The organism is Streptomyces yongxingensis (genome assembly GCF_055597465.1).
Window position 1 is genome coordinate 2,453,237 of record NZ_CM145717.1, and the last position, 21,180, is coordinate 2,474,416.

Here is a 21,180-nt window from a genome sequence, read left to right on the forward strand (position 1 = left end):
ATCACGCCACCTGCTCTCGGGGCACGATGCGGAAGCTGTCCCGGCGGGCGTTGTACACGACCTCAACGTCCTCGCCCCCGGCCCGCAGGGCGTCGGCGATCCGGTCCAGCGCCGGCAGCGACCGGTCATCACCGGCAGGCAGCTCACGCAGCATCTCGGCGGCGGTCATCACGCCACCTCCGGACCGTAGCGGCGGGCGAACTCGGCCGTCACCAGCAGCAGCCCGCGCACCTCATCGAAGGTCCGGCCGCGCTTCCCCGCCCACACATCGGTGCAGGCGTAGGAAGCCCCAGACTGGGCGCACAGGACCAGCTCCATGCAGTCGAGCGCCTTACGCCGACTGTCGCGATCCATGTCGTCGAACGCCTGCCCCAGCGTCAGACCCGGATCCGTCTTGGCCACCAGCTCCCGGTCGGAGTCCTTCACCGCCCACGACACCAGGCGAACCAGATACCGCAGCAGCGAACCGGTCGACGCCGACTCGTCCGGCTCCTCCGGAGCCTCCGTCTCCTCGCCAACCCACTCGTAGGTGGTCTGCGCCCGGTCCCGGCGCCAACCCTCCACCTCCAGGCGCTCACGGGCCGCATCCAGAACCCGGGCGACCTCCTCACCCGCGAACAGCGTTCCCGACATGCCGAACCAGAACCTGTTCGGCGAGCCGCTGAACCGCGCCTTCTCGGCGAGCAAACCACCCGCCGCCTCCAGGACCTCCGCGTGCCCCAGCACGCCCTTCACGGCGACAGTCGGCATGAGGTCTCCCATCACGCCACCTCGGCCAGGTCACCGACACCGGCAGCGTCCAGCTCGGCCACGAGGGACGGCTCGCCCGGACGGGCCGCATCCATGTCGGCCGCCGCCAGATACGCGGTCGCCATCGCGTCCACGTCGCCGCGGGCACGAGCCGTCACGAAGGCGGTCACGATGCCGGCGCGGGCCCGATCCTCCGCATCCAAGTCGGGGACGAGCGTCAGGGCACGCAGCCGCGTGATCTTCGGGGAATCGGACGCCGCATCGGCATCGAAAAGGCGGGCGAACGGCGGAGGCGGGGTGAGGTGATCGGTGCGCTCGGACGTGCGGATACGATTGGCGTCAGCCATCAGGGTCTCCCTAGTCAGGACCTGTTGGTTAGGCCCTGTCTCGGTGTGTGGAAGCCCGAGACGGGGCCGTTCTGCGTTCATGCCAGGAGGTGGTGGAAGACACCTCCGTGGTGGCACTCCACCAACATAGACGCATCTATGGACTGGTGGCAATCCACCGTGCGAAGATTTCGCCATGCCCCATGGAGTCCACAGACATTCAGCCCGGACATACCGGCCAGACCCGGAGCAATACGCGCGGGCGCAAGCCGCCGTGGCGTCATTGGGCTCCGACATGAACTCGCACATCTGTGCATTCATCAGCTGGCTCGTCCACGACACAGACGAGCTACCACCCCGCCCACCGCGCCCCACAGAAGCCGCCGCCGAAGACGACGGATAGGGAATCTTCGCCATGCCCCAAGTCAACGGCCCCCGCAGGCGCGGTAGAACGACGTGGAACAGTCACCGCCAGGACGCGAAACGGGCGGCCCTGACATCGCGGGGACACGGCCCTGTCACCGCCAAGACAGACCCGAGCACCCAGAGCACGGGAGCCCCATAGTGGACGTCGTTGACACATGGACCGGCCGCACCGCCTGCCTGCTCCAAGAGGCCATGCGGATGACGAACGAGGCGTTCGCCGAGCATCTCGGCATATCGGTCCGCACGATCTCTCGGTGGCACTCGGCCCCCGAGATGACCCACAGGATCGAGGTGCAGCAGATCCTCGACACGGCATACGAGAGGGCAGGTGAGGCGGTGCGCAGACGGTTCGCACTCCTAGCGCATCCCCCCGCAGAGGTGGCGCAGGCCCAGGCATTGCGCGTCGCCATATCCGTCGTCATCCGTGGGGCCGAGGTTCTGCTCGTCTGCCGCCGCGGGAGTGAAGCTCTCACGTGGCAGTTCCCGGCCGGGGTCGTGAAGCCGGGCGCAGCGGCCGAGGCGGTAGCCGTACAGGAGACTCACTCTGAGACCGGAGTGCACTGCTCGGTGCGTCAGCACCTCGGCGGCCGACTGCACCCACAGACCGGAGTGCTCGCCGACTACTACCTCTGCGATCACCTGATGGGCGAAGCGGAGAACCGCGACTCTCTCGAAAACGCCGACGTCCAGTGGGTGCCCATCGCCGCACTCCCCCGCTTCATTCCCGCTGACCGCATCTACCCGCCGATCCTCACCGCCTTGGAGGCGACCGCATGACCGACACCACCACCGAGCAGCCGGGCATCTCGGCCGCGATCATCACCCAGGGCGGCAAAGTCCTTATGGTGCGCCGCGCTGTCAAGGAGGGTGCACTGTCCTGGCAGTTCCCGGCCGGCGCCATCGAGGCCGGTGAGCCGGCCGAGGACGCGGCAGTGCGGGAGGCGTTCGAGGAGACTGGCCTCACCGTGAAGGCGATCCGCCAGATCGGCTACCTGGCATCGCATCCGAAGTCCGGCCGAGAGATGTTCTACACGGCATGCGAGGTCGTGGAGGGCGAGGCGCACGTTGCGGACGAGGAAGAGCTGGACGCGGTCGCATGGGTAGCGCACGGTGAGATCCCGGAGTATGTGCCGTATGGGCTGTACGAGCGGGTGCAGGAGTACCTCGACGAGGTACTGCCGCACGACAGCACCTCGACGCAGGAGCAGCTCCCTAGCACGTGACACTGTGGGGCGACACGTGACCCCACTGGGTATCTATTTCGGTCACTTCCAGTGGCCTGTTTGGACGTCCGGACGGCCCCGTCGATCAGACTTCCAGGGTTGCCTATACGCAATCGAGCAGGCCAGTGACCTGCGAGGACAGTGACATGCCGATCAGTCTGCAAACCTGTCACCGCCGCCTCAGCGGCCAGAACGACGATGCCGGTTCTCGCCGCTCGGATACGGTTCTGATCGTCGGCTTGCAAGGCACCCAATGCGAAGCCTCGTGGCCAGCCCTGCTCGTCGTGTAGCCGCAGCAGGCTTGATCCAACAGCACAACGGCCGGGTGCTACCAACACCCGGCCGCCGTAAGAACCAGCGGGTTCGCGGCCCGCTGATCAAGAAACCCAACCCTGTCGAGATTGGAGCTCCACCATGAGCCTACTGGACGAGCGCACCCCGGCGCCTGCGTCACCGGTCACCCATCCCCCATCGCCGCGCTTGGTAGCCGCCGTGGTTCGTGGCCAGCGGATCACCGCGCCCTGCCCCACCTGGTGCGTGCGCGACCACTCAAACGAGGATCTGGCGTTCCTGGAGGATCTCTCCCACGAGAGTGAGGAGATCGCACTCGCGGCGCCCGAGTTCGGCGGGGTCACCGAGGTACTGGTCGCCTCGATCCGGCAGTGGCCGTTCGTGAACGACGAGGACCGGGGGCTGCCCTACCTGGGGTTCGATGCGACGGGCGCCGGCGACGTCGCCAACCTTCAGCCGACTGCCGCGCTGGCGTTCATCGACCAGGCGATCGCGCACTTCGAGAAGATGCGCCACCAGGTCCGGCAGCTGGCCGAAGCACGAAGGGTGGCCGAGCAGCAGACCGCGGGCTGACGGGCGTAGGCAAACAGCAACGGCCGGGTGGATGTGGCGTCCACCCGGCCGTCTTCAGATCCACGGGTATGCGGCCCGCGATCCAGGAGTTCGGTCTTGAAGGTACAGAAGCGTGCCCGCGTCTGCCAGTGGGCGGCGGTGCGATGAGAGTCATACGAGTTCTACCGGAGTCCGGCTGGACTGGCGTGGACAACGCGGTGGCCAGGAGCCGCCGGATCAGTTGGCGGGCGAAGGGCCTGCTGCTGGAGCTGTTGAGCTACCCGCCGAACAACGACATTACGATCGCCAAGCTCGCCGGATGGGCGAAGGGGTCCCGGGACAGCGGCTTCACGGCTGAGGGTCGGGAGGCCCTACAGATGGCGATGCGGGAGCTGGAGAGGGAGGGTTACGTGGTGCATATCCGGCGAAGGGGTGATCGCGGGCGGTGGGAGACGACGACTTACGTGTCTGCGGTGCCGGATGCGTTGCCCCAGGTCGCACCGAGTACGGCTTTGCCGCGTTCGGTCAACCAGTCTTCGGCGGACCAGTCGTCGGTCGACCAGCACTCGGTCAGCCAGTCCCTAAGTACTCATAAGACGGACGAGAAGATGGACAAGAAGACGGGCGCAGAAGAGGAAGGCTTGGAATACTCCTCCGCACTCGCTGACGCTTGCGCGGGGCAGCACGCGCGCGAGCAAGATCGACGGCAGGCGGAACTCGACCGGCTGTACGCCGCCGCGAACGACCTCGACGACGACCGGCTTCGCCGGCTCCTCCTCCAGTTCGAGAAGAAGCGGCCACGGATCTACCGGGAACAGCGGCAGTCAGCCCTGAACCAGCTGGAGCAGGAGAGCCCGGCTGTCCTGCGGGGCCCGCAGTCGGTGCGCGCCGTGGACCTGCTGAGCTTCAAGTACGCGCTGCTGCACTATGTCGACCCGGGCATTCCGGACTGGCTACGTAGGTTCCCACGGTGATCGGAGAGTGCCGGGCCAGCCGTCGACCAGCCAGCCCGGTTAGCCGCTACTCCTGCTGCTCCTCTTCGTCCGCCGCAGGCCGCGGACGCGAATCGATGATGATGACCGGCATTCGATCGTCGTCGACCTCGAGAGCCTTGACGATGGCGTCGCGCACTGTCGTCGCTACCGCTTGCTCGACAGTCGGAATGGTCCCCGGCTCGGCGTCGTCGCTCATCTGGTCAAGGACCGCAGCGAGCGTCCTACCCGATAAGGGCACGGTCACCTTGCCGTCCTCATCCGCGACGGTCACGTCGCCGCCCGGCGGGCTGAAGTGCTCCATGCGATCGCCGGTGCTGCATCGCTGGACGATGAACCACCAGGTGTCCGTGTGGCAGATCAGGGTTGCCTCGCCGATGCCTGCGGCCTTGATGAGCAGTGCCTCGTGTGCGTCGCGCTCCCGACGGTCGGCGAGTCGCCATTCCCGCTTCTCTTCTTTGCGTTCTTCCCGTGCTCTGCGGCTGAACGGCCACACGTTGGGTGTCCTCTCGTCGGCTCCGCCTGGTGCAGAGCATCGAGGGATTCTCGGCTCGTCGAGGACTGCCCATGCCTGCGTGCCGCAGTGCGCCCCCGTCAGGCTTCGCGCGAAGTACCGAGGAACACAGCGCGTGCAGACCTGACGAAGAGCGCAAACGCCGTCACAGAGGCGTCTGCCCACTCGTCAAACCTGGCGGCCTCGGCTTCGCGTTTGTCGTCTCCATCGCCGATCGCGATCATGATTCGGGCGACAGTCGACTCAAGTAGTCTCTGTGACGCGACGGGCAGCGCCAGGGCGTCGTGGGCTACTCTGTTCGGCCCGAAAAGAGGAACCTCCGCACACGCTTCCCACAGTCTTCGAAACGCGGCCATGGCCTCGGCGATGGCCCCTGACTCCGTAGGAATATCTTGTTTGAGTAGCACCGCAAGGGCCGCCTCAAAGGAGGCATGTGCCGAGAGCACTCGCCCGTATGCTTGTCGTCGCTCTTGTCGTAACCAGTGGGCTTCTTCGTTGAGCGCCTGCTCCGCCACCTGGTCGGCGAGTGCGCGAGCTGCCACTTCTGCGCTGCGACGGGCTCCGCGGTAGCTAGCGAGTCCGCCTACCGCCGCACCGATAACAGCCCCTGCGAATCCGATGGCGCCCGCATAGAGCGCCGCAAGTCCCCCATCCATACTGTGATCCTATGGGCCGATTTGGAGTCGTCTATGCCCCATCAATGCGCGCCCACGCCAGGGCCCCGGTTCAACCCGCGTCAGGTAAGGGTGGCTGGTGACGCCGCTGGTTCTCGTCCCAGATGACGCCGATGACGGCCGCCAAATGGTCGGGGCGCTCCTGGACGGGGCAGACGAGGGCGTGCCGGATCCGGCAGTTCGGGTCGGGCGGCAGACCGGTGCCCGAGTTGATGGCGCACCCATCTGAGGCGATGAACCAGCGTTCACCATTGGGCACGATCTTCACAGGTAAGGGGATGCGGGGTTCGAGGAGTACCCAGTGCCCGTAGCCGGTGACGAACCGGTCCTGTGGCCGGCCGCAGTCGCGGCAAAGGGGCGGGGCGGGTGGCGGTGGGGCGTCGGCGCCTTCGGTGAGGGCTTGATCGTGGTCGGCGAGGGTTTGCGTGTCGGTCCAGCAGCGGTCACATAAGGGGCCATAGGGATGACCGCGGTGGGTTACGCTGCCGCCGATCGCGGGACAGCTCCGGCATACGTATGGCTCGTGAATTCCCCCCATGTGGGGAGAGTGCGCGGGTTTGGGTGGTTCGACGAGGGGGCTGCCTAGCCGATTCTGCTGGTGGCAGGGCTGACCGGTGGGACTGTGGGCGGCTCGGTGGGTGCGGCCGGGCTCACCAGGTTCAGCTGTTGCGGCCGGGGGTGCGGTCTTGTCAGGAGGCCGGTTGACGGTGCGGGACAGCAACAAGCCCCCGACCGCGAGGGTCGGGGGCTTTGTCTGTTGCCTTCAGGTCAGAGCGCGGTGATCGTGAGGGGCGTGATGCGCCCCGTCTTCTCGTTGAGCATCAGGGCGATGATGACGTTCGAGGAGGCCGCCTGGTAGTTGACGCCGTCAGGTATGCCGACCGGCTGGGCGACCGCATACGGGTCGTCTTCGAGGCGGCGGAAGAGCGCGAAGACGTCACCGCGGGTGTCCGGCGTGAGGCCGAGGAGCAGGTTGTAGACGTGCTCGGTGATGTGTACGTGCCAGGTCACGCCGCTCCTTGTTGCTGCCGGCCCTTCCACTGCGCGTAGAGGGCTGCACCGTCGGCCGACTCGATCTCGTATTCGGCCGGTAGCTGTCCGTGCTCGCGATAGTAGTCCCGCACCCACTCGACGCGGGGCTGTTCCGCCTCGAAGCGCTCGATGAAACCGACCCACCTTTGGAGGATTGCGGGAAGCTTGGCGACATCGGTAAACGACGCTTCCTGCATGAACGCGGCCCGCAGTTCGGGGTGCGGGAGCGCGTGAGCGATGCTGTCGATCGTCCAGTTCTCGCTGCTCATAGCCTCGACCTCGACCCCTGAAATCACGATTCCCATAACCAGTCCACCCTGAGGGTAGCGCCCGGCCGGGCGGGCGGGCGGGCGGCCAGGCAGATCTGGCTAGCAAGATTGCGCCCCGCGACCGGAACGGGTACGACCGGGCTGCGGGGCACAGTGTCACGTGCAAGGGTGCTACTCCTCCTGCTCTGCCGACACTGTCCCGCCGAGGAGGTAGTCGACACCCTGGACGGTCGCCCAGATGTCCTGCTGCTCGAGGCTGAGCATCCAGGTGGCGGCCCGGTCACGGAGCTCCTCGTAGGGGAGACCAGCCTCGGCGAGGAGCCTGGCGCGCTGCTCGCGGAGCTCGGTCGGGGTGCTGTGGATGACGGTCGGGCGGTCCATTAGGACTCCTCGGGCCATTGCTGGGCGGCGTATTCGGCGGCGTGCCGAAGGTCGGCGATGCTGGTCTGCTGATCCCACCACTCCGGAGACCGGTAGCGGACGTCGGGGTGCCCAGTACAGGCTCGGAGCCACCAGTAGCGGACAGGCCAGCGGGAGGGTGCGGGGCGGGCGCACGGCCCACAGAGCACGCTGGGGCGTGGGGTGGTGGTGACGCCCCAGCTGTGGCCGCAGTCCCGGCACTTTTCGCGGTCGTTCACAGGATTCCCTCCGGGCTGGCGAAGAGGGCCACGGCGTGCGCCCACTGGTGTCGGTCGAGGTGCGCCTGAGGCATGAGGGCGGCGTTGCGGAAAGCTGCGATCAGTTGGGCTCGGCGCAAGCCCTCCCAGCCCATCTCGGCAACCGCAGCAGCCCGGATGGTCTGGGCGTCGTGCGGGGTGACGAGGGACCCGGTGGGCAGCGTGGACAGGTAGATGGCCTGGCCTGCCGGGGTGAGGGAGCTGTCCATCGGGGCCTCCTTGGGGTGTACGGACGAGCGGGTCAGCGGGTGAACTCGTACACGCCGCCCATGTCATGGCGGCCCTCGCAGATCTGTAGGACGACGCGGAGGGGCTGCCCGGCGCGGTCGGTGGTGTCGTAGTCCTGGAGGGTGTCGCCGAGCCGTCGGCATACGGCGAGGTCCCGTTCGGCGTCCTGGCGGCTCATGACGCTCCAGGCGCGCTGCTGTTCGATGTCGTAGAGGGTGACGGGCAGGGTCGGCGATGACTGCATGACGGGCTCCTCGCGAGTCGGTGGCGGCTGGGGAGGCTGTTCAGATGGCCCGGATCGACCGGGCGTCGATGGTGACCATCGACAGGTGGCGGCGGGCCACCGTGCCCCGCAGGAAGACGCGCCCGAGCGTGAGGACACCCCCGGCCGCACGACTGGCGGCCATGAACACGCCGCTGTCGATGCTGACCATGGCGGTGTCACCGTTGTTGTCGGCGATGACGAGCGCGATCCGTCCACCGGCCAGCGGATTGCAGTTGGTGATTCGGGCGGTCACCTCGATGTCGGTGCCTGCGGGCAACTGGTCGAGGGGTTTGCTGATCGGGCCGAGGCCGTTGTCGTACTCGACGGGCAGCTTGCCGGGGGCGGGGGTTACGGCGGCCATGACGGCCTCCTCACGAGTCGGTGATGCGGCGGTGGTGGGTGAGGGCCCGGCCCGAAGGCCGGGCGGGGGCGGGGTCAGGTGAGTTCGTGGCGCTCGCCGCAGCTCTCGCGCGGGTGGTCGCGGTAGTCGTTGCAAAGCTGGCCGGGCCAGGCGTCGGGCCGGTAGTAGATGGTCCGCCACGTCGCCGCGGCGCGGTCAGCGGCGTACTCGTCGGCGATCCCTCGCTGCAACACTTCGTTCTCGCGGCCGAACACGGCGTATTCGGGGTCGAGGTCGTGCTCGTGGCCTTCCTCCGGGAAACCACAGACTTTGGCCATGATCCGGGCGACTTCGGCGTTCATGCAGGCTCCTCTGCGGTTGCATCCTTGGCGATGACCTCATCATGCAATCCAACACAGAGGACTGTCAAGAGTCCTCTATAGAGGACTGACGATTGGCATTGAAGAGTCCTCCCGAGTGGACTATCCGTAGTACTCGATGACGTGCCACAATGCGGCTATGAGCAGCGACTGGATCCCCACCGAGGACGAGGCCCGCTCCCTTGCCCGCTACAAAAAGGCCAAGGAGACGGAGAAGGAACTCAAGCCCGTCATCCGCGCCATCGGGCTAGAGGGGCTACGCAAGGGCGCCACGCCCGCCCAGCTCAGCCAGCTCACCGGGGAATCCGCCGAGGTCTTCCGCCGCATCCGCGACGCCCACGACATCCCCGTCGACCCCCGCTACCAGAGTCGCGCCGAGCTGGCCCGCGCCCGGAGCGCCGCCGTCTCCAAACCCGCCACCGAAACCGAAGCCCACCCCGACGCCTGACCCCCGTGCCGCACACCCCTCCCCCGGTGTGCGGCACACGCGCGTCCGGGGGTCAGCCGGGTCCGTGGTGGGCGCAGGTGCAGAGCTTCCCGGTGTACTTGTTGTTGATCCTGCACCGGTCATGCATGCGCCGGGCCCACTCCCCCAACCCCGCCTGCCTGTCAGGATGCTCGGCCACCGCCTGCTCGAGGAGCCCGGCGGTTTCGCAGGCGGTGGACAGGTACGGCGGCGGATCGATCAGGGCGAGGATGTCGTCGGGCAACTGCTCCTCCGTCGAGCCCGGAGGCGGCGGGGCGAACACAGCCTCGCCCTGCGGCAGCACCCCGTCCCGCAGATAGGCCGCGACCGCATCCGACCCGTGGAGCGTCTTCAGCACGTGGCCGATCGCGATACGCAGCCCGGCCTCCATGCCCTCGTTGGCGCGCATCGCCGCCTCCCGGGTGCAGAGCTTGGCGCCGCGCTCAGACTTGGCCCGCTCCTCCTCCAGGGTGGCCAGCAGAACACGGTACGGAGGCTGGGTGGTGGGGTTCGTGTCGGTCATCGGTCGGTCTCCTTGTCGACGAGGCCGCGGTAGGCGGGCGTGGTGGCGAGATGGCGGTCCTCACGCCAAGAGCGGACGTTCTCGAGCGATCGCCGCGGGTGGAGCGTCCACACCGCGGCGATCGCTATCGCCAGTACGGGCTGCGCCAGCCAGAACCGGACGGTTCCGCGGCGTTGGTCTTCCGCCCAGTCGAGGAGCCTGACCGCGGGGCGCCAGCGGCCGAGGGCATACCCGGCGGCGAGCAGCACGGCGGCCGCGACCAGGGCGGTCGGGGTAGTCGCCATCAGAACCTCCACCACCCGTCCCAGCCGTCGGGCAGGTTCGGGTAGTTGGCGAGCATCGGCCGCAGCACAGCAAGGTGGCGTTCCTGCCGCTCAAGGGTGACGTTGCCCCAGTAGGACTTGCCGTCCCAGCGGCCGTGGCAGTCGCCGCCGTACCGGCCGTCGTCGTGGTGCTCCAGGAATTCGCGGGCGTCGGCAGGCTCGGGGTGCTGAAGGTCCCACAGTTCGCCGATGCAGGCGACAGTCACCCCCTTGCGGCGGCGGAACCAGACAGCGTCGATTCGCCCGGCGAAGTAGTACTCGTTGCGCCCCTGCGGGGTCTCGGTGCGGTCACCGCGGAGGCTTCCGAGGTTGACGGCGTAGGGTTTGCGGGAGATCAGGAACTTGTCTTCACGGATCATGATGGTCTCCGGTGGTTGGGGCCCGGCCGCGTGGACGGCGGCCGGGCAGATCGAGGGGGCTACTGACTCCAGCCGATGAGGCGGAACTCGACGCCCTGCTCTTCGAGTTCGCGCTTGGAGCTGCACTGCTCGGACGCCCAGACGAGGCGGAGGATCGCGGCGTCGGACAGAGGGGTGGGCGGGCTGGTCTGGTACTCGCCCCACAGCCAGCCCTCGTCGTCGATCCATACGGCGTCGTGCTTGTCGGTGGGGCGGTCGGCGAGCGGGGCGATCCCGGCTTCGACGGCGGCGCGCAGCCAATTGGCGGCCTCGTGGATGGACTGCTCACGCTGCTCGGCGGTGAGGTCGTCCCAGGCGGGCAGGTAGCTGATGCCCTCGTGGGCGATGCGCTGCCGGTGCTCCGCGAGGCGCCGAGCACGGGGGTCGGTTACTTCGGTCATCAGTGGGCCTCCATGGGCTGGTAGTTGGCGATGTCGGGCAGGCAGTGGATGCGCCTGCCTCGGCGTCGTGCGGACGGGATTGGGGCGGGCAGGAGCATGGCGGCGAGGAGCTCGGGCGGGAGGGTCAGCTGCACGGGGGTCGCCTCCCGGGGCTCAGTCGGCGGGGGTTCAGCGTTCATCGCACTTCACTTCCACCAACTGGGCGGCCAGGTCCCAGTCGAGGCTGTCGTCGCCGGCGCCGTCGGCGAACTGCTGGGCGGCCCAGTCGACGCCGAACAGTGCTATGCCGTCGCACAGGGAGTCGCGCTCGGTCTCGCTGGTGTCGGCCCACACGATGTCGACGATGGCCGCGGTGGTGTCGCTGTCGGCGGTGACGTCGACCACCGGCGCGGTGGTGGCGGGCATGGGGGTGGCGACGGGGATTTGGCTGCTGCCGCATGCGGTGAGCGTGGCGGTGGCGAGGGCGGCCAAGACGGTGAGGGTGATGGGTCTGCGGGTCATGGTTCCTGCTTTCGGTTGATGCGGTTATGGGCTGTTTGTTCCGTGCGGCGGAGCGTGGGGCGCCACAGGGGCGTTCGTGGGTGGGTTGGATGCCAGGGACCCGGAATGGCTGCGAGGCCGCGAGAGGGGCCGTCAGGGGCCTTCTCGGGGGTGATGCGACGGCGACGCTAGGCGGCGGTACGGCGAGAAGCTCTCGTGGCCGCCTTCTTCGCCGCGAGGATCGGGGCCAGAACCTCCCGGCACTCCGCCCAGTAGCGCTGATGCGCCACCCGGCATGCCATGTCGGTCGGCTCACCGGCCACCACATGCCGCCGATACGCGGCCCGTGTCCCGCAATCCGGCTTCGGCCCGATCAGCCCCCGGCTGTGGGCGATGTGCACGGCGTGGGCGATCGTGCTGGCACCCAGCGCCCGCATCAGCCGGTGGCCGTAGCCGCGCACCGTGATCTCGTTGACGCCCCAGTCGGACGCCACCTGCCGGTACGTGGCGCCGTGGGCAACCCGCTGCAACAGCTCAAGTTGGCGGGCGGTCAAAGCCGTCACGAGTCGCCCCCGAGGATCTGGTGGGCCACCGCGAGGGCAGCCATGCCCAGGCAGGTGTGCGGCGTGCAGTTCGGGTAGTGCTCGTGACCGAAGCCGCCGGTCTCAGCCGCAGCCTCCAGCCAATCGGCCAGCGCCGTACCGACGCCGGGGTGCATGGCCGCGATGTACGGCAGGTCTGCGCGTTCGGCAGGATGGTCGGTCCCACTGCGGTCGGCGACGATCATCCCGTCGGCGCAGCGGATCACGTGCTCGTCGGTGATGCGCCAAGGTGGCGGAGACGCACGGTGAGCGGCAGCGGCATCAGCGCGCAGCTTCTCGGCGGCGGCCCGCAGCAGGGCGGCCGGGGTCTGGCCGGTCACGACGCCTCCCGCTGGCATCGCTCGGCAAGGTCCGTCTCGAACTCGGCCACGGCCCGGCGGTCGATGTCGCTCACCCACGCCTGGATCACAGCCGCGCACTGCACCAGCTCGGTGCGCAGCTTGTCCGGGTCCTTCTCGGCGAGTGCTTCGTAGACCTCCTCCAGCAGGATCAGCGCCCAGGGTGCACCAGCCTCGCGGTACTTGGCGGCCTGCTGGCAGATGTCGCGGGCCTCGTCGGCCATGGCGGCGTAGTACTCGGCGCCGGTGCCGTCGGGGTGCCGCTGGTCGCCCCACTTGGCGAGCTGGGCTTGGCGTTCGGCATCGATGGCCTCGGCGAACTGCTTGAGGCCGGGAGTGGTGAACAGGGTCGGGTACATCAAGGTTCTCCGTCCGTCATTCAGCGTGCGATGGGATGTGGTGTGATCTGTGGGCGGTCGCCCCTGCTATCCCCGGGGGCGACCGTGCCTGTCAGGCGGCTTCAGCTGCGGGCAGGGGCATGGGCTGACCGGCTGTGGCTGCACGCCGGGCGGTGAACTGCTGGCCGATCCATTGGGCGTAGGCCGGAGGTATCGCCTCGCACACCTCGCGGATGCCGAGCTGAATGCGCTCCATGCGGGCGTCCTCCGGCACCTTGATCCACGCCATGCCCATGGCGTCGGCCGCAGCACGCTGCCAAGCCCGCGAGTGCTTGCCGCCGTGGATCGACATGAACGGCTTCTCCGGTGTGGGCAGGTAGCCGTTCCGGATGCAGCGGGCCACATGCCTCGGATGCTCGGGCGCGGTGAGACCCCAGTTCGTTTCGAAGACGCGATGCCGGTAGACCTTCAATCCGAACATCGGGCCGCACAGCGTGATCGGGTCGATCAGCTCGACGCCGGCGACCTCCACGTTCTCGATCACATACGGCTTGCCAGTCGCGAGCATCGCCTCGCGGGTCGGCTCGATCAGCCGCGGATAATCCTTCTGGTTGTAGGCGTTCAGGTTCGAATAGTCCTGGCAGGGCGGCGACCCGTGGATCAAGTCGAACTCGTGGCCGTGCTCCTTGATGAACTCGACCGCGTCAGCCTGGTGGAACTCGAACGGATAGTTGGGCTGCGGGTCGATATCGACACCGACCACCTCGAAGCCGGCAAGGTGGAAACCCCACGCCATGCCGCCGGCGCAGCTGTAGGTGTCGAGGACGCGAAGTCCGTTGGGGATGCGGAGTGGGGTCATCAGGCGGCCTTTCGGGTGTCGACGGCGTGAAGGTGGCGGTAGGCGGGCGTGAGGCGGGAGGTCGTCCAGCGGTGGCCGCACCGGCAGCGGTAGGAGTGGACGAGCTGCTGGCCGTCGCGGCGGGAGCCGGTGGGGGCTATGCCGCGGCGGCAGCACGACGGGCACGAGTCGGTGAGGATCACGCCGCCTCCCCCGCGTCCGGCACCGCGGCAAGGGGCGCGCTGAAGTCGGCGGCCATGTCCACGAAACGGCTGTAGTGGAGCTGGTTGGCGACGGTGATCGTGGCCAGGGAGCCGTTGCGGTGCTTGTCGACGATCAGGTCGACTTCGCCGGCCCGCGGCGATTCGCGCTCGTAGGCGTCGTCGCGGTGGACGAGGATGACGATGTCGGCGTCCTGCTCAAGGGATCCGGACTCGCGCAGATCGGATTTGGTGGGCCGCTTGTCCTGCCGCTGCTCTGGTCCGCGGTTGAGCTGGCAGAGGACGATGACGGGCACCTCGAGCTCCATGGCCATCAACTTGACGTTGCGGCTCATGTCGGAGACCTCTTGCTGCCGGTTCTCCTGGCGGCGGGAGGATCCGGATTCGAGGAGCTGGAGGTAGTCGATGACGACGAGGTCGAGGCCGGTGGTCTGCTTGAGCTTGCGGCATCGGGCTTTGATCTGCATGACGGTCTGGTTGGTGGTGCTGTCGATCGTCAGTGGCGCGGCGGTGAAACGCGGGAGGGCTTCGGCGTAGCGGGCCCAGTCGGAGTCGGTCATGGCGCCGCCGCGGATGTGGTGCAGGCCGATGCGGGCTTCGGCTGACATGATGCGGTGCTGGACGTCGCGCCTGGACATTTCGAGGTTGAACAGCACGGCTGGCCGCTGGTGCTTGATGGAGCAGGCGCGGAGCATGTCGACGCCGAGGGTGGACTTTCCCATGGCGGGCCGCCCCGCAATGATGATCATCTGTCCGGGGTGGAGCCCGTGGAGGAGGTCGTCGAGATCGGAGAAGCCGGTGGGTACGCCCATGGCGCGGCCGTTGCGCTGTAGCTCCTCGAGTTCGGCGACCATGTCTTCGGCGTCGTCGCCGATGAGGGCCGAGTCGGCGTCTTCGCGAACCTGCACGGCGTCGTTGAGTTCGGCCATGGCCGCGTCGGCGGTTTCGTTGGCGTCGCCGCCCGCATAGCCGAGTTGGGTGATGCGGTTGCCTGCTTCGACGAGACGCCGCAGCACCGCCTGTTCGTGGACGATGTGGGCGTAGTACTCGGCGTTGGCGGCGGTGGGGGTCTGCTGGACGAGGTGGTGCAGGTAGTCGGGACCGCCGACGCGCGTGATCTCGCCGCGCTTGGTGAGCTCGGCGGTAACCGTGATCGGGTCGACCGGCTCGCCCTTTGCGTACAGGTCGTGGATGGCCTGCTGAATGGTCTGGTGGGCGGGCCGGTAGTAGTCGCGCTGCTGGAGCGGACTGTCGAGAACGTCGGCGATGGCGTTCTTGGAGAGCAGCTGGGCGCCGAGCCCGCACTGTTCGGCGTCGATGTCTTGCGGGGGGACGCGAGTGAAATCGGGGGCGTCGACGGGATCGGTCCACATCTCGGGGTCGATGTCGGTGGTCACGCGGCCTCACCCCGGCGGCGGTCGTCGCCCTTGATGGTGATCCGCTGGCACATCTCGGCGAGCCGCGACGTGACCCGGTCCCCGAGGCGGGCGGCGAGTTCCTTCGGCAGCACGTTCGACGTGAACAGGGTCGGCAGGTGCCGCTCGTACCGGTGGTTCACGAGCCGGAAGTTGATCTCTTCGGTGAACTCGGTCGCTTTCCGTTCCGCGCCAAGGTCGTCGACCAGCAGCAGCCGGGCGTCCCGGTACTTGCGGAACTCGGTCTCCGAGTCGATGTTGTGCCGGGGCCGGAGTGCCCCGTACATGTCGGCGGCGGTGGTCACGACCCAGCGGGAGGCGACACCGGTGACCGCCAGGGACCGGATCGCACCGTATGCCTGGTGGGTTTTGCCGACACCAGTGACGCCGAGAAGCATCAGCGACGGGCCGTGAGCGACTGTGGCGAAGCTCCGGCCGTGCGCCGCCTGCACCTTGCGGGCCTCGGCGACGAGCGTGGCGATCCAGGTGCGGAGCTCGGGCAGGGTGGCGATGGTGCTGCGGTAGTGGAACGGCACCACCTTGGCGGCTTCGAGGAACGAGTGGCGGGCGATGTTCGCCTCGGTGTACGGGTCGCAGTCGCCAGAGTTGAACCAGTCGACGGTGCGGCCCTGGGCGGCGAGCAGCGGCTCGAGGTCGTGATGCCTGGGGTTGATCGGCTGGACGTAGTCCACGGGGTCTCCTAGAAGGGTTCGTCGTATTCGTCTTGGTTGGTGGGGTTGCGCCAGGGCTCGTAGTCGCCGCTGGCTTTGGCGTAGGGGCCCGGCGGGCTTGCGGCAGGAAGCTCGTCGTCGTACCGCTCGCTGTTGAGCCAGGTCGCCGGGTGCGGGATGAACCGGGTCTCGGTTCGAACGCGGCGCCAGTAGTCGCGGTGTGCCTCGGCGGCAGCGATGAGCGTCTCCGGCTTCACCCCACGCTTCACTGCGGCCGCGAAGGCTTTGCGTGCGTTGCCCTTGCTGACCTTCCGCGGGTAGCGGGAGTAGAAGGCAACGAAGGCGGCGTCTTCCTGCTGCTGGCTGTCTGTGGCGTCGGGAAACGAAGCTGGCGAGTCGAAGAGCGCGGAGCCTTGTGACTCGCTCTCCGAAGCCGGAGGCGTAGGAGTGTTCTTAGGTTCAGTAGTGGGTTCAGTCTTTTGGTTTGGGTGACGTGGGCGTCGCCCCTCCTGCGACGTGGACGTCACCCCATCGGCGACGTCGGCGTCACCGGTGACGTCGGCGTCACCCCTGACGCCCACGTCATCCGTTCCCGGCTCCGAGAAGTCGTCTGAACTGGGCTTTTTCTTGCCACCCCTGCGGCGGGATGACGCCAGCGTCACCCGTGACGCCTGCGTCACCTCATCCGAGCTCGCGCGACCGCCTGGCACGACGCATTCGAGGGCGAGGTCATAGACGTCTGGCCGCTTGCCCTCCGGCAGGTGCTGCGCCTTCGTCTGGTCGCCAAGTCGGATCAGTCCGAGCTCGACGAGCTTGCGCAGGTCTCGCTGCACGGACCGCTTGTCCTTGCACGCATAGGCGGCCAGGCGCGCGACAGAGGGGAAGGCTCCGCGGCCATGCTTGTCGGCATGCCGTGCGAGTCCGCTCAGCGTGGCGACGAGCTGAGACGGCATCGGCGGGGCGTACTCCATCGCCCAGTCCATGGCCTCTTTACTCACGTGAATCTCTTCTCGGGGAGGGGGTTCGCTGCTGGTTTCGGCTGCGTGCGGGCAGCGCTCATGGAGGCTTCAGCAGGGCACGGTCCTTGCCCTCCGGCTGCTGCAATCTTACCCCAAGGTGCCCGTGCACCCGAGAGTCATTAGAGGGGCACTTTGCATAGCGATGGTGCCCCTCGCATGTCAGGTCAGTTATGGTTGTGCCATGACGACGAAGGGAACCCCGGGCCGCGTGATCCGCGTGGATGAAGAGACGTGGGCGGCTTACGGCGAGGTGTGCGAGGCCAAGGGCCTGTCGCGCGCCGCTGACCTGCGCGTCTACATCAAGCGCGAGGTCGCCGCGTTCCGGCGCCGGCAGAAGGCCGAAGCCTCCGAGTCCTGACCTCATCCCCATCCCCTCCTTGCCCCGCCATCGGCGGGGCTTTGTCGTGTGCGGCTAGGGCGGGGCCGTCGCGATGGACGGCCCCGCGGCGTGACTACTTGGGCATGGGCATGGCGTCGTTGGGGCCGTACTGGATGCGGCCCAGCTCACGGCCATCGCGGACTGCGTTCCAGGAGCGGACCAGGTAGGCCATGTGGCGGTCGGCCGGTGATTTCCGCCTGTCGGCGGCCTCGGCCATAGCCCTGGTGCGGAGGGTGAGGATCGGGTGGCCGACGGGCAGCTCAGCGCCGTCGGCGAGCCGCTGGAAGAACCAAGTCGCTTCCTCGGCTGCGATGCGAGAGAACACGTGGTGGGCTGTGCCGACGACCGACTGCGGCAGATACTTGAACGTCTGGTGGACGCGGGCGGCGATCTCGGCCGAGCGGCGCAGCTCGGGCCTCTCGTTGAGGAGCGCGGTGCATTCGGCGGTGGTGGGAGTTGCGTTGCCGTTGAACTTGCAGTCGCCCTGCTCCCACAGCCAGACGCGCTTCAGGACGGAGGCGAGGATGGTGAAGTTGGTTTCGCCTCGGAGGCCGAGCGCGTCGGAGGTGGACCGCTTGCGGCCGGCGTCCATCGTTTCCTGAGTGGCAGGGTCGAGTCCGGAGACGATGAGCATGGGGACGGGGACGCCGGCGACGGTGACGGCGGTGAGCCTGTGCTGTCCGTCGAGGAGGGCACCGTTGCTGGCGAACTTGACGGCTTCGCCGTTCTGCTGCCATTTGCCTGCCGCCATGTCGCGGGCGTAGTCGGAGACGGCTCGGGGGCGGAGGTTGCGGTTGTGGGTGTTGCGCTGGAGCCAGCTTTTGGCGAGGGCGGGGGTGACGGTGACGACCTCGACTGTGGGCTCGTTGTTGCTGGAGAGGTCGTGCAAGGGGAGGGCGGTTACGCTGGAGTGGTTCATCACTTCTCCTGTTCGATGGAGTTGGCGATGCCGGTCAGGGCGTCGCTGATCTTGTGGAGGCTCGTCGCCCACCAGCGGCGGGCCTCTTCGCTTGCTGTGGCGGTGGGCAGGTTCATGGCCTGCACGAGCCGCACGGTGTGCTCCAGGGCGCCGAGGAGTTCGGGCACCTGCTGGTGGGTGTGGGTCCGGTTCTTGTTGAACCGGTCGTCTTCGGTGAGCCGGGACAGGCGCTCGGCGGCTCGGGTGAGGTCCCGGCCGGCGTCGGTGAACGCCTCCGGCAGCGGGCGCCGCTTCTGCTTCGGCGTCTCGGTGGGCGCGGGCTCGTCGACCAGCTCGGCGTCGACGATTTCGTCCGCCGTGGAGATGGACGCCGGATAGGTGCGGCCGTCCGTCGTGGTCACCCGGCGGGGCATCGTTCCATTTGGAACGTTGCTCGCTGTCGAGAGTTCGCGGTGGACGGTGCCGACTCCAACCCCTGTTGCCGAGGCGATAGCTCGCACGCTGAGGCCGCTTTCGCGAAGCGAAGCAACGACCTCCTGCCGCTCCTCGCGCGGGAGACGGAGTCGGGTCTCGCCGAACTCGGCGGCGCAGTAGGCGTCCCAGGTGTCGTAGCCGAGGACGGCCCAGGTGCGGGAGGTGTATGCCTCGCGGATGAGCTGCCAGGTGCCTTCGACGGCGACCTTGATGCGGTCGGTGAGGGCTCGCGCCTGCTCGTGTGTCGGCAGGTCAAGGTCTGTGGTCATGTGCTCCCCTTTCGTTGTCGTGTGCGGCTACTGGCTATGCGGCGGTGTCGAGCTGCTGTCGCCATCCGGGTCCGCGGCGGCCGGCGAGTTGTTCGTGGACGTAGGAGCGGGAGCGGCCGACACGGGTGGCGATCTCGTCTTCGCTGAGGTTGAAGGCGGCCAGGTGTCGGATCTCGGCGGCAATGTGGCGCGCGTTCTCTGTCTGGTCGGGCTTGTGGTGCACGTCCGGCTCGGGCTGGGCGTGGGGGTCGTCGATGTCGTCCCAGGCCATGGGTGAGACCCAGCCGTTGCGGGCGGCGAAGGCGCGTACCCATCCGGAGGGGCCGGGGCGTCGCGCGTACTGGCGGTACAGGGCGCTGACTGCCTGGCGGGTGACGGTGGTGACCTGTCGCCTGTCGCCCCTGGCGACGTCTTCGAGGGTCCCGTGGGAGACGCCTGTCTGGTCGGCCATCCACTTGATGGACCAGCCGATGGAGGCGAGTGCCTGGATGCGGCGGGCGGTACCGGTTGCGTCTACCGTCTGGGGGCTGCGGTCCTGTGGGTTGAGGGCGAGGATTTTAGCTGCGGTGCTGTGGTTGACGGCTTTCTGGAGGCCGTGGCGGATGTTGTACATGCCGCGCCGGTCGACGGCGGCTGTCTTCTCGATGTCGTGGAGGGTCCAGCCGGTTTTGAGGAGGAGTTCGATGTGGGCAGCGACGGGGGCGATGGGGTGTCGTCCGCCTTGGCCGCGGGCGATGCGTAGTTCGTTGGTCTTGTTCTGGCGGCGGTAGGCGCGGCGGCAGGGTTCGCACCGGCAGGGTGTCCATCGGCCTTTGCGGGGGTCGCCGCGGTATCGGGAGGCGGTTCCGTGTGCGGGGATGGGGCGGGCGCGGTTTGTGGTGGTCACTGTGTCCCCCGTTCGCGGGTGGTGGTGGGGAGGGCGTGGATGTCGTTGAGGGTTCGGGCCCAGCTGCGGTGGCGGATGAGGAAGAGTTCGCGGCCGAGTCGGGCGCGGGCTTTGGCGCGGCGGTGGCGGCGTCGGATGATGCGGGTGGCGGTCCAGGCGGTGAGGAGGAACGCGGCCACGTGGAGGGCGAAGGCCACGGCGGGGCTCATGCGGCACCGTCCTGGGGTCGAGCGCAGGGGCAGGTGCAGTTGCCTGCGGGTGCGGGCTGGCCGACTGCTTCGGCGTGTTCGACGTCTTCGCTGTCCCACCAGGGGTGCGGCGCCGGGGGCTCGTAGCACTGCCCGAACTTGCAGAACCAGCAGGTGGCGTAGCAGACGATGGCCGGCCGGGTGCCGGTGAGGGCGTCGTGCAGGGTCTCCAGCTCTTCGGGGGTCGGGGTCTGGCTCATGCGGTCACCTCGTGTACGGGGATGCCTGCCTGCTTGGCGAGGCGCATGCAGTTGCGGGTGCCGTAGGAAGGCCCGGTCGGGTCGGGGAAGGCGAGCATCCATTCGGGGTGCGGAAGCTTGGCGGCCATGTCTGCGTTGCGGCGGGGTCCGGCTCCGGGGCAGTAGTCGTCGAGGAGGCCGGGGTGGAAGATGTCGCCGGGCTTCTTGCGGCGCCGGTGCGGGGTCGTCGGGCAGTTGGGTCCGCAGTTGTCCCAGTCGGCGGGCATGGGGTCTTCGGTGACGTCGAGGCGTCCGCCGCAGTCCTGGATCCAGTCGGATGCTGCCTGGTCGGCGGAGTTGGGGCCGGGGCAGGCGCCGTGGCGGACGATGATGGGGCCGTCGGCGATGTTGAGGGCGATGTCGGCGAGGGTTCCGGGGACGATGCCCGGCTCGGGCAGGTTCCGGCCGCCACCCAGCAGGATGATCAGCGGGGCGTTCATGCTGCCTCTCCTCGCTGTGCGGCGCGGGTGCCTTTCCAGGTGCGGACTCCGCTGTGGTGGGCGGTGGGCCGGTTGGTGCAGGCCCATCCGGCGGTGCGCACGTAGCCCTCGTCTTTGAGGAGGGTCATGAGTCGGCCCCAGTGGGCTTGGGGGTTGGGCGGGTCGGGCAGTTGGTGGGCGTCGGCTATCTCGTAGCAGGTGAAGGTGCGGCCGGATTCGGCGGCGGCGACGTACTTGGGCCAGACGATGTCGAGCCAGGTCTCGTAGTCCTCGGACCGCGGGCGGGAGGCGGGTGTGGGGTCGGGTTCTGGCATGCCGTCGAGTGCGGGCTGGATGTGGTCCATGTCCCCCATT

The 21,180-nt window shown here is 68.1% G+C and carries 41 protein-coding genes; 7 read left to right on the top strand and 34 right to left on the bottom strand.

Features of this window, described 5'->3' with window-relative positions; all coding sequences use genetic code 11:
• Window position 1: 1 nt before the first annotated feature.
• Genes ACZ6TD_RS09990 through ACZ6TD_RS10000 form a run of 3 tightly spaced genes read right to left on the bottom strand, consistent with a single transcriptional unit; the run spans window position 2 to window position 1,097 of the window.
• Window positions 2-169, bottom strand: coding sequence for a hypothetical protein (locus ACZ6TD_RS09990; protein ID WP_471352702.1), 168 nt, complete (start codon window positions 167-169; stop codon window positions 2-4).
• Window positions 169-750, bottom strand: coding sequence for a hypothetical protein (locus ACZ6TD_RS09995; RefSeq protein WP_471352704.1), 582 nt, complete (start codon window positions 748-750; stop codon window positions 169-171). The genes ACZ6TD_RS09990 and ACZ6TD_RS09995 overlap by 1 nt, the downstream gene beginning before the upstream one ends.
• A gap of 11 nt (window positions 751-761) precedes the next feature.
• Entirely contained in the window at window positions 762-1,097 is a 336-nt protein-coding gene (locus tag ACZ6TD_RS10000) for a hypothetical protein (protein ID WP_471352706.1), read from the bottom strand.
• 543 nt (window positions 1,098-1,640) lie between these two features.
• Between ACZ6TD_RS10000 and ACZ6TD_RS10005 the strand changes: the two genes are divergently transcribed.
• The 5 genes from ACZ6TD_RS10005 (at window position 1,641) to ACZ6TD_RS10025 (ending at window position 4,542) form a co-directional block, all read left to right on the top strand.
• Window positions 1,641-2,279: an NUDIX domain-containing protein gene (locus tag ACZ6TD_RS10005; RefSeq protein WP_471352708.1), complete on the top strand. Its 639-nt coding sequence runs from the start codon at window positions 1,641-1,643 to the stop codon at window positions 2,277-2,279.
• On the top strand, window positions 2,276-2,725 hold the full coding sequence (locus ACZ6TD_RS10010) for an NUDIX hydrolase (RefSeq protein ID WP_471352710.1): 450 nt from the start codon (window positions 2,276-2,278) through the stop codon (window positions 2,723-2,725). The genes ACZ6TD_RS10005 and ACZ6TD_RS10010 overlap by 4 nt, the downstream gene beginning before the upstream one ends.
• Before the next feature lie 146 nt (window positions 2,726-2,871).
• Window positions 2,872-3,015 carry a hypothetical protein gene (locus ACZ6TD_RS10015; protein WP_471352712.1) on the top strand — a complete coding sequence of 48 codons (144 nt, stop codon included), beginning with the start codon at window positions 2,872-2,874 and terminating at the stop codon, window positions 3,013-3,015.
• Window positions 3,016-3,262: 247 nt separating this feature from the next.
• Window positions 3,263-3,589: a DUF6907 domain-containing protein gene (locus ACZ6TD_RS10020; protein ID WP_471352714.1), complete on the top strand. Its 327-nt coding sequence runs from the start codon at window positions 3,263-3,265 to the stop codon at window positions 3,587-3,589.
• A 185-nt stretch (window positions 3,590-3,774) separates the two neighbouring features.
• A complete protein-coding gene (locus tag ACZ6TD_RS10025; protein ID WP_471352716.1) occupies window positions 3,775-4,542 on the top strand; it encodes a hypothetical protein in 768 nt (255 codons plus the stop codon).
• 46 nt (window positions 4,543-4,588) lie between these two features.
• Here ACZ6TD_RS10025 and ACZ6TD_RS10030 read toward each other — a convergent pair whose 3' ends face one another.
• From ACZ6TD_RS10030 to ACZ6TD_RS10075, 10 genes are all read right to left on the bottom strand, one after another.
• Entirely contained in the window at window positions 4,589-5,056 is a 468-nt protein-coding gene (locus ACZ6TD_RS10030; RefSeq protein ID WP_471352718.1) for a hypothetical protein, read from the bottom strand.
• Window positions 5,057-5,154: 98 nt separating this feature from the next.
• Window positions 5,155-5,730: a hypothetical protein gene (locus tag ACZ6TD_RS10035; RefSeq protein ID WP_471352720.1), complete on the bottom strand. Its 576-nt coding sequence runs from the start codon at window positions 5,728-5,730 to the stop codon at window positions 5,155-5,157.
• A 70-nt stretch (window positions 5,731-5,800) separates the two neighbouring features.
• Complete coding sequence (locus ACZ6TD_RS10040; protein WP_471352722.1) at window positions 5,801-6,286, bottom strand: DUF6083 domain-containing protein; 486 nt, start codon at window positions 6,284-6,286, stop codon at window positions 5,801-5,803.
• 230 nt (window positions 6,287-6,516) lie between these two features.
• A complete protein-coding gene (locus ACZ6TD_RS10045) occupies window positions 6,517-6,759 on the bottom strand; it encodes a hypothetical protein (protein WP_471352724.1) in 243 nt (80 codons plus the stop codon).
• Complete coding sequence (locus tag ACZ6TD_RS10050) at window positions 6,756-7,049, bottom strand: hypothetical protein (RefSeq protein WP_471352726.1); 294 nt, start codon at window positions 7,047-7,049, stop codon at window positions 6,756-6,758. Before ACZ6TD_RS10050 ends, ACZ6TD_RS10045 begins: the two co-directional genes overlap by 4 nt.
• A 171-nt stretch (window positions 7,050-7,220) precedes the next feature.
• Window positions 7,221-7,430: a hypothetical protein gene (locus ACZ6TD_RS10055; protein WP_471352728.1), complete on the bottom strand. Its 210-nt coding sequence runs from the start codon at window positions 7,428-7,430 to the stop codon at window positions 7,221-7,223.
• A 253-nt stretch (window positions 7,431-7,683) separates the two neighbouring features.
• Window positions 7,684-7,935, bottom strand: a complete 252-nt coding sequence (locus tag ACZ6TD_RS10060) for a hypothetical protein (RefSeq protein ID WP_471352730.1) — start codon at window positions 7,933-7,935, stop codon at window positions 7,684-7,686.
• 32 nt (window positions 7,936-7,967) lie between these two features.
• Complete coding sequence (locus ACZ6TD_RS10065; RefSeq protein ID WP_471352732.1) at window positions 7,968-8,198, bottom strand: hypothetical protein; 231 nt, start codon at window positions 8,196-8,198, stop codon at window positions 7,968-7,970.
• A gap of 40 nt (window positions 8,199-8,238) precedes the next feature.
• Window positions 8,239-8,580 carry a hypothetical protein gene (locus tag ACZ6TD_RS10070; protein ID WP_471352734.1) on the bottom strand — a complete coding sequence of 114 codons (342 nt, stop codon included), beginning with the start codon at window positions 8,578-8,580 and terminating at the stop codon, window positions 8,239-8,241.
• Window positions 8,581-8,654: 74 nt separating this feature from the next.
• Entirely contained in the window at window positions 8,655-8,921 is a 267-nt protein-coding gene (locus ACZ6TD_RS10075) for a hypothetical protein (RefSeq protein WP_471352736.1), read from the bottom strand.
• A 157-nt stretch (window positions 8,922-9,078) separates the two neighbouring features.
• On the opposite strand from ACZ6TD_RS10075, the gene ACZ6TD_RS10080 reads away from it, so the two are divergent.
• Window positions 9,079-9,387 (top strand): hypothetical protein, encoded by a 309-nt coding sequence (locus ACZ6TD_RS10080; RefSeq protein ID WP_471352738.1) that lies wholly within the window; start codon window positions 9,079-9,081, stop codon window positions 9,385-9,387.
• A gap of 52 nt (window positions 9,388-9,439) precedes the next feature.
• Here the strand turns inward: ACZ6TD_RS10080 and ACZ6TD_RS10085 are convergent, their stop codons facing one another.
• The 14 genes from ACZ6TD_RS10085 to ACZ6TD_RS10150 all read right to left on the bottom strand — a co-directional run bounded on the left by ACZ6TD_RS10085 (window position 9,440) and on the right by ACZ6TD_RS10150 (window position 16,951).
• Window positions 9,440-9,928, bottom strand: coding sequence for a hypothetical protein (locus tag ACZ6TD_RS10085; protein WP_471352740.1), 489 nt, complete (start codon window positions 9,926-9,928; stop codon window positions 9,440-9,442).
• Window positions 9,925-10,212 carry a hypothetical protein gene (locus ACZ6TD_RS10090; protein ID WP_471352742.1) on the bottom strand — a complete coding sequence of 96 codons (288 nt, stop codon included), beginning with the start codon at window positions 10,210-10,212 and terminating at the stop codon, window positions 9,925-9,927. The genes ACZ6TD_RS10085 and ACZ6TD_RS10090 overlap by 4 nt, the downstream gene beginning before the upstream one ends.
• Window positions 10,212-10,610, bottom strand: a complete 399-nt coding sequence (locus ACZ6TD_RS10095) for a hypothetical protein (protein ID WP_471352744.1) — start codon at window positions 10,608-10,610, stop codon at window positions 10,212-10,214. Before ACZ6TD_RS10095 ends, ACZ6TD_RS10090 begins: the two co-directional genes overlap by 1 nt.
• Window positions 10,611-10,669: 59 nt before the next feature.
• A complete protein-coding gene (locus ACZ6TD_RS10100) occupies window positions 10,670-11,050 on the bottom strand; it encodes a hypothetical protein (protein WP_471352746.1) in 381 nt (126 codons plus the stop codon).
• A complete protein-coding gene (locus ACZ6TD_RS10105) occupies window positions 11,050-11,184 on the bottom strand; it encodes a hypothetical protein (protein WP_471352747.1) in 135 nt (44 codons plus the stop codon). Before ACZ6TD_RS10105 ends, ACZ6TD_RS10100 begins: the two co-directional genes overlap by 1 nt.
• Window positions 11,185-11,218: 34 nt before the next feature.
• Entirely contained in the window at window positions 11,219-11,551 is a 333-nt protein-coding gene (locus ACZ6TD_RS10110; protein ID WP_471352749.1) for a hypothetical protein, read from the bottom strand.
• Between the two features lie 167 nt (window positions 11,552-11,718).
• Window positions 11,719-12,093 (bottom strand): response regulator transcription factor, encoded by a 375-nt coding sequence (locus ACZ6TD_RS10115; RefSeq protein WP_471352751.1) that lies wholly within the window; start codon window positions 12,091-12,093, stop codon window positions 11,719-11,721.
• Window positions 12,090-12,452, bottom strand: coding sequence for a hypothetical protein (locus tag ACZ6TD_RS10120; protein ID WP_471352753.1), 363 nt, complete (start codon window positions 12,450-12,452; stop codon window positions 12,090-12,092). The genes ACZ6TD_RS10115 and ACZ6TD_RS10120 overlap by 4 nt, the downstream gene beginning before the upstream one ends.
• Complete coding sequence (locus ACZ6TD_RS10125; protein WP_471352755.1) at window positions 12,449-12,829, bottom strand: hypothetical protein; 381 nt, start codon at window positions 12,827-12,829, stop codon at window positions 12,449-12,451. The genes ACZ6TD_RS10120 and ACZ6TD_RS10125 overlap by 4 nt, the downstream gene beginning before the upstream one ends.
• A 91-nt stretch (window positions 12,830-12,920) precedes the next feature.
• A complete protein-coding gene (locus ACZ6TD_RS10130) occupies window positions 12,921-13,667 on the bottom strand; it encodes a DNA cytosine methyltransferase (protein WP_471352757.1) in 747 nt (248 codons plus the stop codon).
• Window positions 13,667-13,849 (bottom strand): hypothetical protein, encoded by a 183-nt coding sequence (locus tag ACZ6TD_RS10135; RefSeq protein WP_471352759.1) that lies wholly within the window; start codon window positions 13,847-13,849, stop codon window positions 13,667-13,669. Before ACZ6TD_RS10135 ends, ACZ6TD_RS10130 begins: the two co-directional genes overlap by 1 nt.
• A complete protein-coding gene (dnaB, locus tag ACZ6TD_RS10140; protein ID WP_471357601.1) occupies window positions 13,846-15,240 on the bottom strand; it encodes a replicative DNA helicase in 1,395 nt (464 codons plus the stop codon). The genes ACZ6TD_RS10135 and dnaB overlap by 4 nt, the downstream gene beginning before the upstream one ends.
• A gap of 20 nt (window positions 15,241-15,260) precedes the next feature.
• A complete protein-coding gene (locus ACZ6TD_RS10145) occupies window positions 15,261-15,974 on the bottom strand; it encodes an ATP-binding protein (RefSeq protein WP_211832803.1) in 714 nt (237 codons plus the stop codon).
• Between the two features lie 8 nt (window positions 15,975-15,982).
• The gene (locus tag ACZ6TD_RS10150) at window positions 15,983-16,951 is read right to left on the bottom strand and encodes a helix-turn-helix domain-containing protein (protein ID WP_471352761.1); all 969 of its coding nucleotides are present in this window, start codon (window positions 16,949-16,951) and stop codon (window positions 15,983-15,985) included.
• 202 nt (window positions 16,952-17,153) lie between these two features.
• Between ACZ6TD_RS10150 and ACZ6TD_RS10155 the strand changes: the two genes are divergently transcribed.
• Window positions 17,154-17,330 carry a hypothetical protein gene (locus ACZ6TD_RS10155; RefSeq protein ID WP_257632711.1) on the top strand — a complete coding sequence of 59 codons (177 nt, stop codon included), beginning with the start codon at window positions 17,154-17,156 and terminating at the stop codon, window positions 17,328-17,330.
• Between the two features lie 94 nt (window positions 17,331-17,424).
• On the opposite strand, the gene ACZ6TD_RS10160 is transcribed toward ACZ6TD_RS10155, so the two are convergent.
• The 7 genes from ACZ6TD_RS10160 to ACZ6TD_RS10190 are packed head-to-tail and all read right to left on the bottom strand — an operon-like array spanning window position 17,425 to window position 21,170.
• Entirely contained in the window at window positions 17,425-18,270 is an 846-nt protein-coding gene (locus ACZ6TD_RS10160; RefSeq protein WP_445520508.1) for a hypothetical protein, read from the bottom strand.
• Window positions 18,270-19,013 (bottom strand): hypothetical protein, encoded by a 744-nt coding sequence (locus ACZ6TD_RS10165; RefSeq protein WP_471352764.1) that lies wholly within the window; start codon window positions 19,011-19,013, stop codon window positions 18,270-18,272. The genes ACZ6TD_RS10160 and ACZ6TD_RS10165 overlap by 1 nt, the downstream gene beginning before the upstream one ends.
• A 34-nt stretch (window positions 19,014-19,047) precedes the next feature.
• On the bottom strand, window positions 19,048-19,899 hold the full coding sequence (locus ACZ6TD_RS10170) for a hypothetical protein (protein ID WP_471352765.1): 852 nt from the start codon (window positions 19,897-19,899) through the stop codon (window positions 19,048-19,050).
• Complete coding sequence (locus ACZ6TD_RS10175) at window positions 19,896-20,108, bottom strand: hypothetical protein (RefSeq protein WP_471352767.1); 213 nt, start codon at window positions 20,106-20,108, stop codon at window positions 19,896-19,898. Before ACZ6TD_RS10175 ends, ACZ6TD_RS10170 begins: the two co-directional genes overlap by 4 nt.
• Complete coding sequence (locus ACZ6TD_RS10180; RefSeq protein ID WP_471352769.1) at window positions 20,105-20,347, bottom strand: hypothetical protein; 243 nt, start codon at window positions 20,345-20,347, stop codon at window positions 20,105-20,107. The genes ACZ6TD_RS10175 and ACZ6TD_RS10180 overlap by 4 nt, the downstream gene beginning before the upstream one ends.
• Window positions 20,344-20,826: a hypothetical protein gene (locus ACZ6TD_RS10185; protein ID WP_471352770.1), complete on the bottom strand. Its 483-nt coding sequence runs from the start codon at window positions 20,824-20,826 to the stop codon at window positions 20,344-20,346. The genes ACZ6TD_RS10180 and ACZ6TD_RS10185 overlap by 4 nt, the downstream gene beginning before the upstream one ends.
• Window positions 20,823-21,170, bottom strand: coding sequence for a hypothetical protein (locus ACZ6TD_RS10190; RefSeq protein ID WP_471352772.1), 348 nt, complete (start codon window positions 21,168-21,170; stop codon window positions 20,823-20,825). The genes ACZ6TD_RS10185 and ACZ6TD_RS10190 overlap by 4 nt, the downstream gene beginning before the upstream one ends.
• Window positions 21,171-21,180 lie beyond the last annotated feature (10 nt).

Excerpts from the sequence above, each read along its gene's own strand:
- ACZ6TD_RS10130 (WP_471352757.1), bottom strand. The coding sequence starts at position 13,667 with ATGACCCCACTCCGCATCCCCAACGGACTTCGCGTCCTCGACACCTAC.
- ACZ6TD_RS10160 (WP_445520508.1), bottom strand. The coding sequence starts at position 18,270 with ATGAACCACTCCAGCGTAACCGCCCTCCCCTTGCACGACCTCTCCAGC.
- ACZ6TD_RS10065 (WP_471352732.1), bottom strand. The coding sequence starts at position 8,198 with ATGCAGTCATCGCCGACCCTGCCCGTCACCCTCTACGACATCGAACAG.
- ACZ6TD_RS10175 (WP_471352767.1), bottom strand. The coding sequence starts at position 20,108 with ATGAGCCCCGCCGTGGCCTTCGCCCTCCACGTGGCCGCGTTCCTCCTC.
- ACZ6TD_RS10190 (WP_471352772.1), bottom strand. The coding sequence starts at position 21,170 with ATGGACCACATCCAGCCCGCACTCGACGGCATGCCAGAACCCGACCCC.
- ACZ6TD_RS10075 (WP_471352736.1), bottom strand. The coding sequence starts at position 8,921 with ATGAACGCCGAAGTCGCCCGGATCATGGCCAAAGTCTGTGGTTTCCCG.
- ACZ6TD_RS10110 (WP_471352749.1), bottom strand. The coding sequence starts at position 11,551 with ATGACCCGCAGACCCATCACCCTCACCGTCTTGGCCGCCCTCGCCACC.
- ACZ6TD_RS10040 (WP_471352722.1), bottom strand. The coding sequence starts at position 6,286 with ATGGGGGGAATTCACGAGCCATACGTATGCCGGAGCTGTCCCGCGATC.
- ACZ6TD_RS10010 (WP_471352710.1), top strand. The coding sequence starts at position 2,276 with ATGACCGACACCACCACCGAGCAGCCGGGCATCTCGGCCGCGATCATC.
- ACZ6TD_RS10095 (WP_471352744.1), bottom strand. The coding sequence starts at position 10,610 with ATGATCCGTGAAGACAAGTTCCTGATCTCCCGCAAACCCTACGCCGTC.
- ACZ6TD_RS10090 (WP_471352742.1), bottom strand. The coding sequence starts at position 10,212 with ATGGCGACTACCCCGACCGCCCTGGTCGCGGCCGCCGTGCTGCTCGCC.
- ACZ6TD_RS09995 (WP_471352704.1), bottom strand. The coding sequence starts at position 750 with ATGCCGACTGTCGCCGTGAAGGGCGTGCTGGGGCACGCGGAGGTCCTG.
- ACZ6TD_RS10015 (WP_471352712.1), top strand. The coding sequence starts at position 2,872 with ATGCCGATCAGTCTGCAAACCTGTCACCGCCGCCTCAGCGGCCAGAAC.
- ACZ6TD_RS10165 (WP_471352764.1), bottom strand. The coding sequence starts at position 19,013 with ATGACCACAGACCTTGACCTGCCGACACACGAGCAGGCGCGAGCCCTC.
- dnaB (WP_471357601.1), bottom strand. The coding sequence starts at position 15,240 with ATGTGGACCGATCCCGTCGACGCCCCCGATTTCACTCGCGTCCCCCCG.
- ACZ6TD_RS10070 (WP_471352734.1), bottom strand. The coding sequence starts at position 8,580 with ATGGCCGCCGTAACCCCCGCCCCCGGCAAGCTGCCCGTCGAGTACGAC.
- ACZ6TD_RS10100 (WP_471352746.1), bottom strand. The coding sequence starts at position 11,050 with ATGACCGAAGTAACCGACCCCCGTGCTCGGCGCCTCGCGGAGCACCGG.
- ACZ6TD_RS10050 (WP_471352726.1), bottom strand. The coding sequence starts at position 7,049 with ATGAGCAGCGAGAACTGGACGATCGACAGCATCGCTCACGCGCTCCCG.
- ACZ6TD_RS10035 (WP_471352720.1), bottom strand. The coding sequence starts at position 5,730 with ATGGATGGGGGACTTGCGGCGCTCTATGCGGGCGCCATCGGATTCGCA.
- ACZ6TD_RS10155 (WP_257632711.1), top strand. The coding sequence starts at position 17,154 with ATGACGACGAAGGGAACCCCGGGCCGCGTGATCCGCGTGGATGAAGAG.
- ACZ6TD_RS10125 (WP_471352755.1), bottom strand. The coding sequence starts at position 12,829 with ATGTACCCGACCCTGTTCACCACTCCCGGCCTCAAGCAGTTCGCCGAG.
- ACZ6TD_RS10085 (WP_471352740.1), bottom strand. The coding sequence starts at position 9,928 with ATGACCGACACGAACCCCACCACCCAGCCTCCGTACCGTGTTCTGCTG.
- ACZ6TD_RS10060 (WP_471352730.1), bottom strand. The coding sequence starts at position 7,935 with ATGGACAGCTCCCTCACCCCGGCAGGCCAGGCCATCTACCTGTCCACG.
- ACZ6TD_RS10080 (WP_471352738.1), top strand. The coding sequence starts at position 9,079 with ATGAGCAGCGACTGGATCCCCACCGAGGACGAGGCCCGCTCCCTTGCC.
- ACZ6TD_RS09990 (WP_471352702.1), bottom strand. The coding sequence starts at position 169 with ATGACCGCCGCCGAGATGCTGCGTGAGCTGCCTGCCGGTGATGACCGG.
- ACZ6TD_RS10055 (WP_471352728.1), bottom strand. The coding sequence starts at position 7,430 with ATGGACCGCCCGACCGTCATCCACAGCACCCCGACCGAGCTCCGCGAG.
- ACZ6TD_RS10185 (WP_471352770.1), bottom strand. The coding sequence starts at position 20,826 with ATGAACGCCCCGCTGATCATCCTGCTGGGTGGCGGCCGGAACCTGCCC.
- ACZ6TD_RS10000 (WP_471352706.1), bottom strand. The coding sequence starts at position 1,097 with ATGGCTGACGCCAATCGTATCCGCACGTCCGAGCGCACCGATCACCTC.
- ACZ6TD_RS10180 (WP_471352769.1), bottom strand. The coding sequence starts at position 20,347 with ATGAGCCAGACCCCGACCCCCGAAGAGCTGGAGACCCTGCACGACGCC.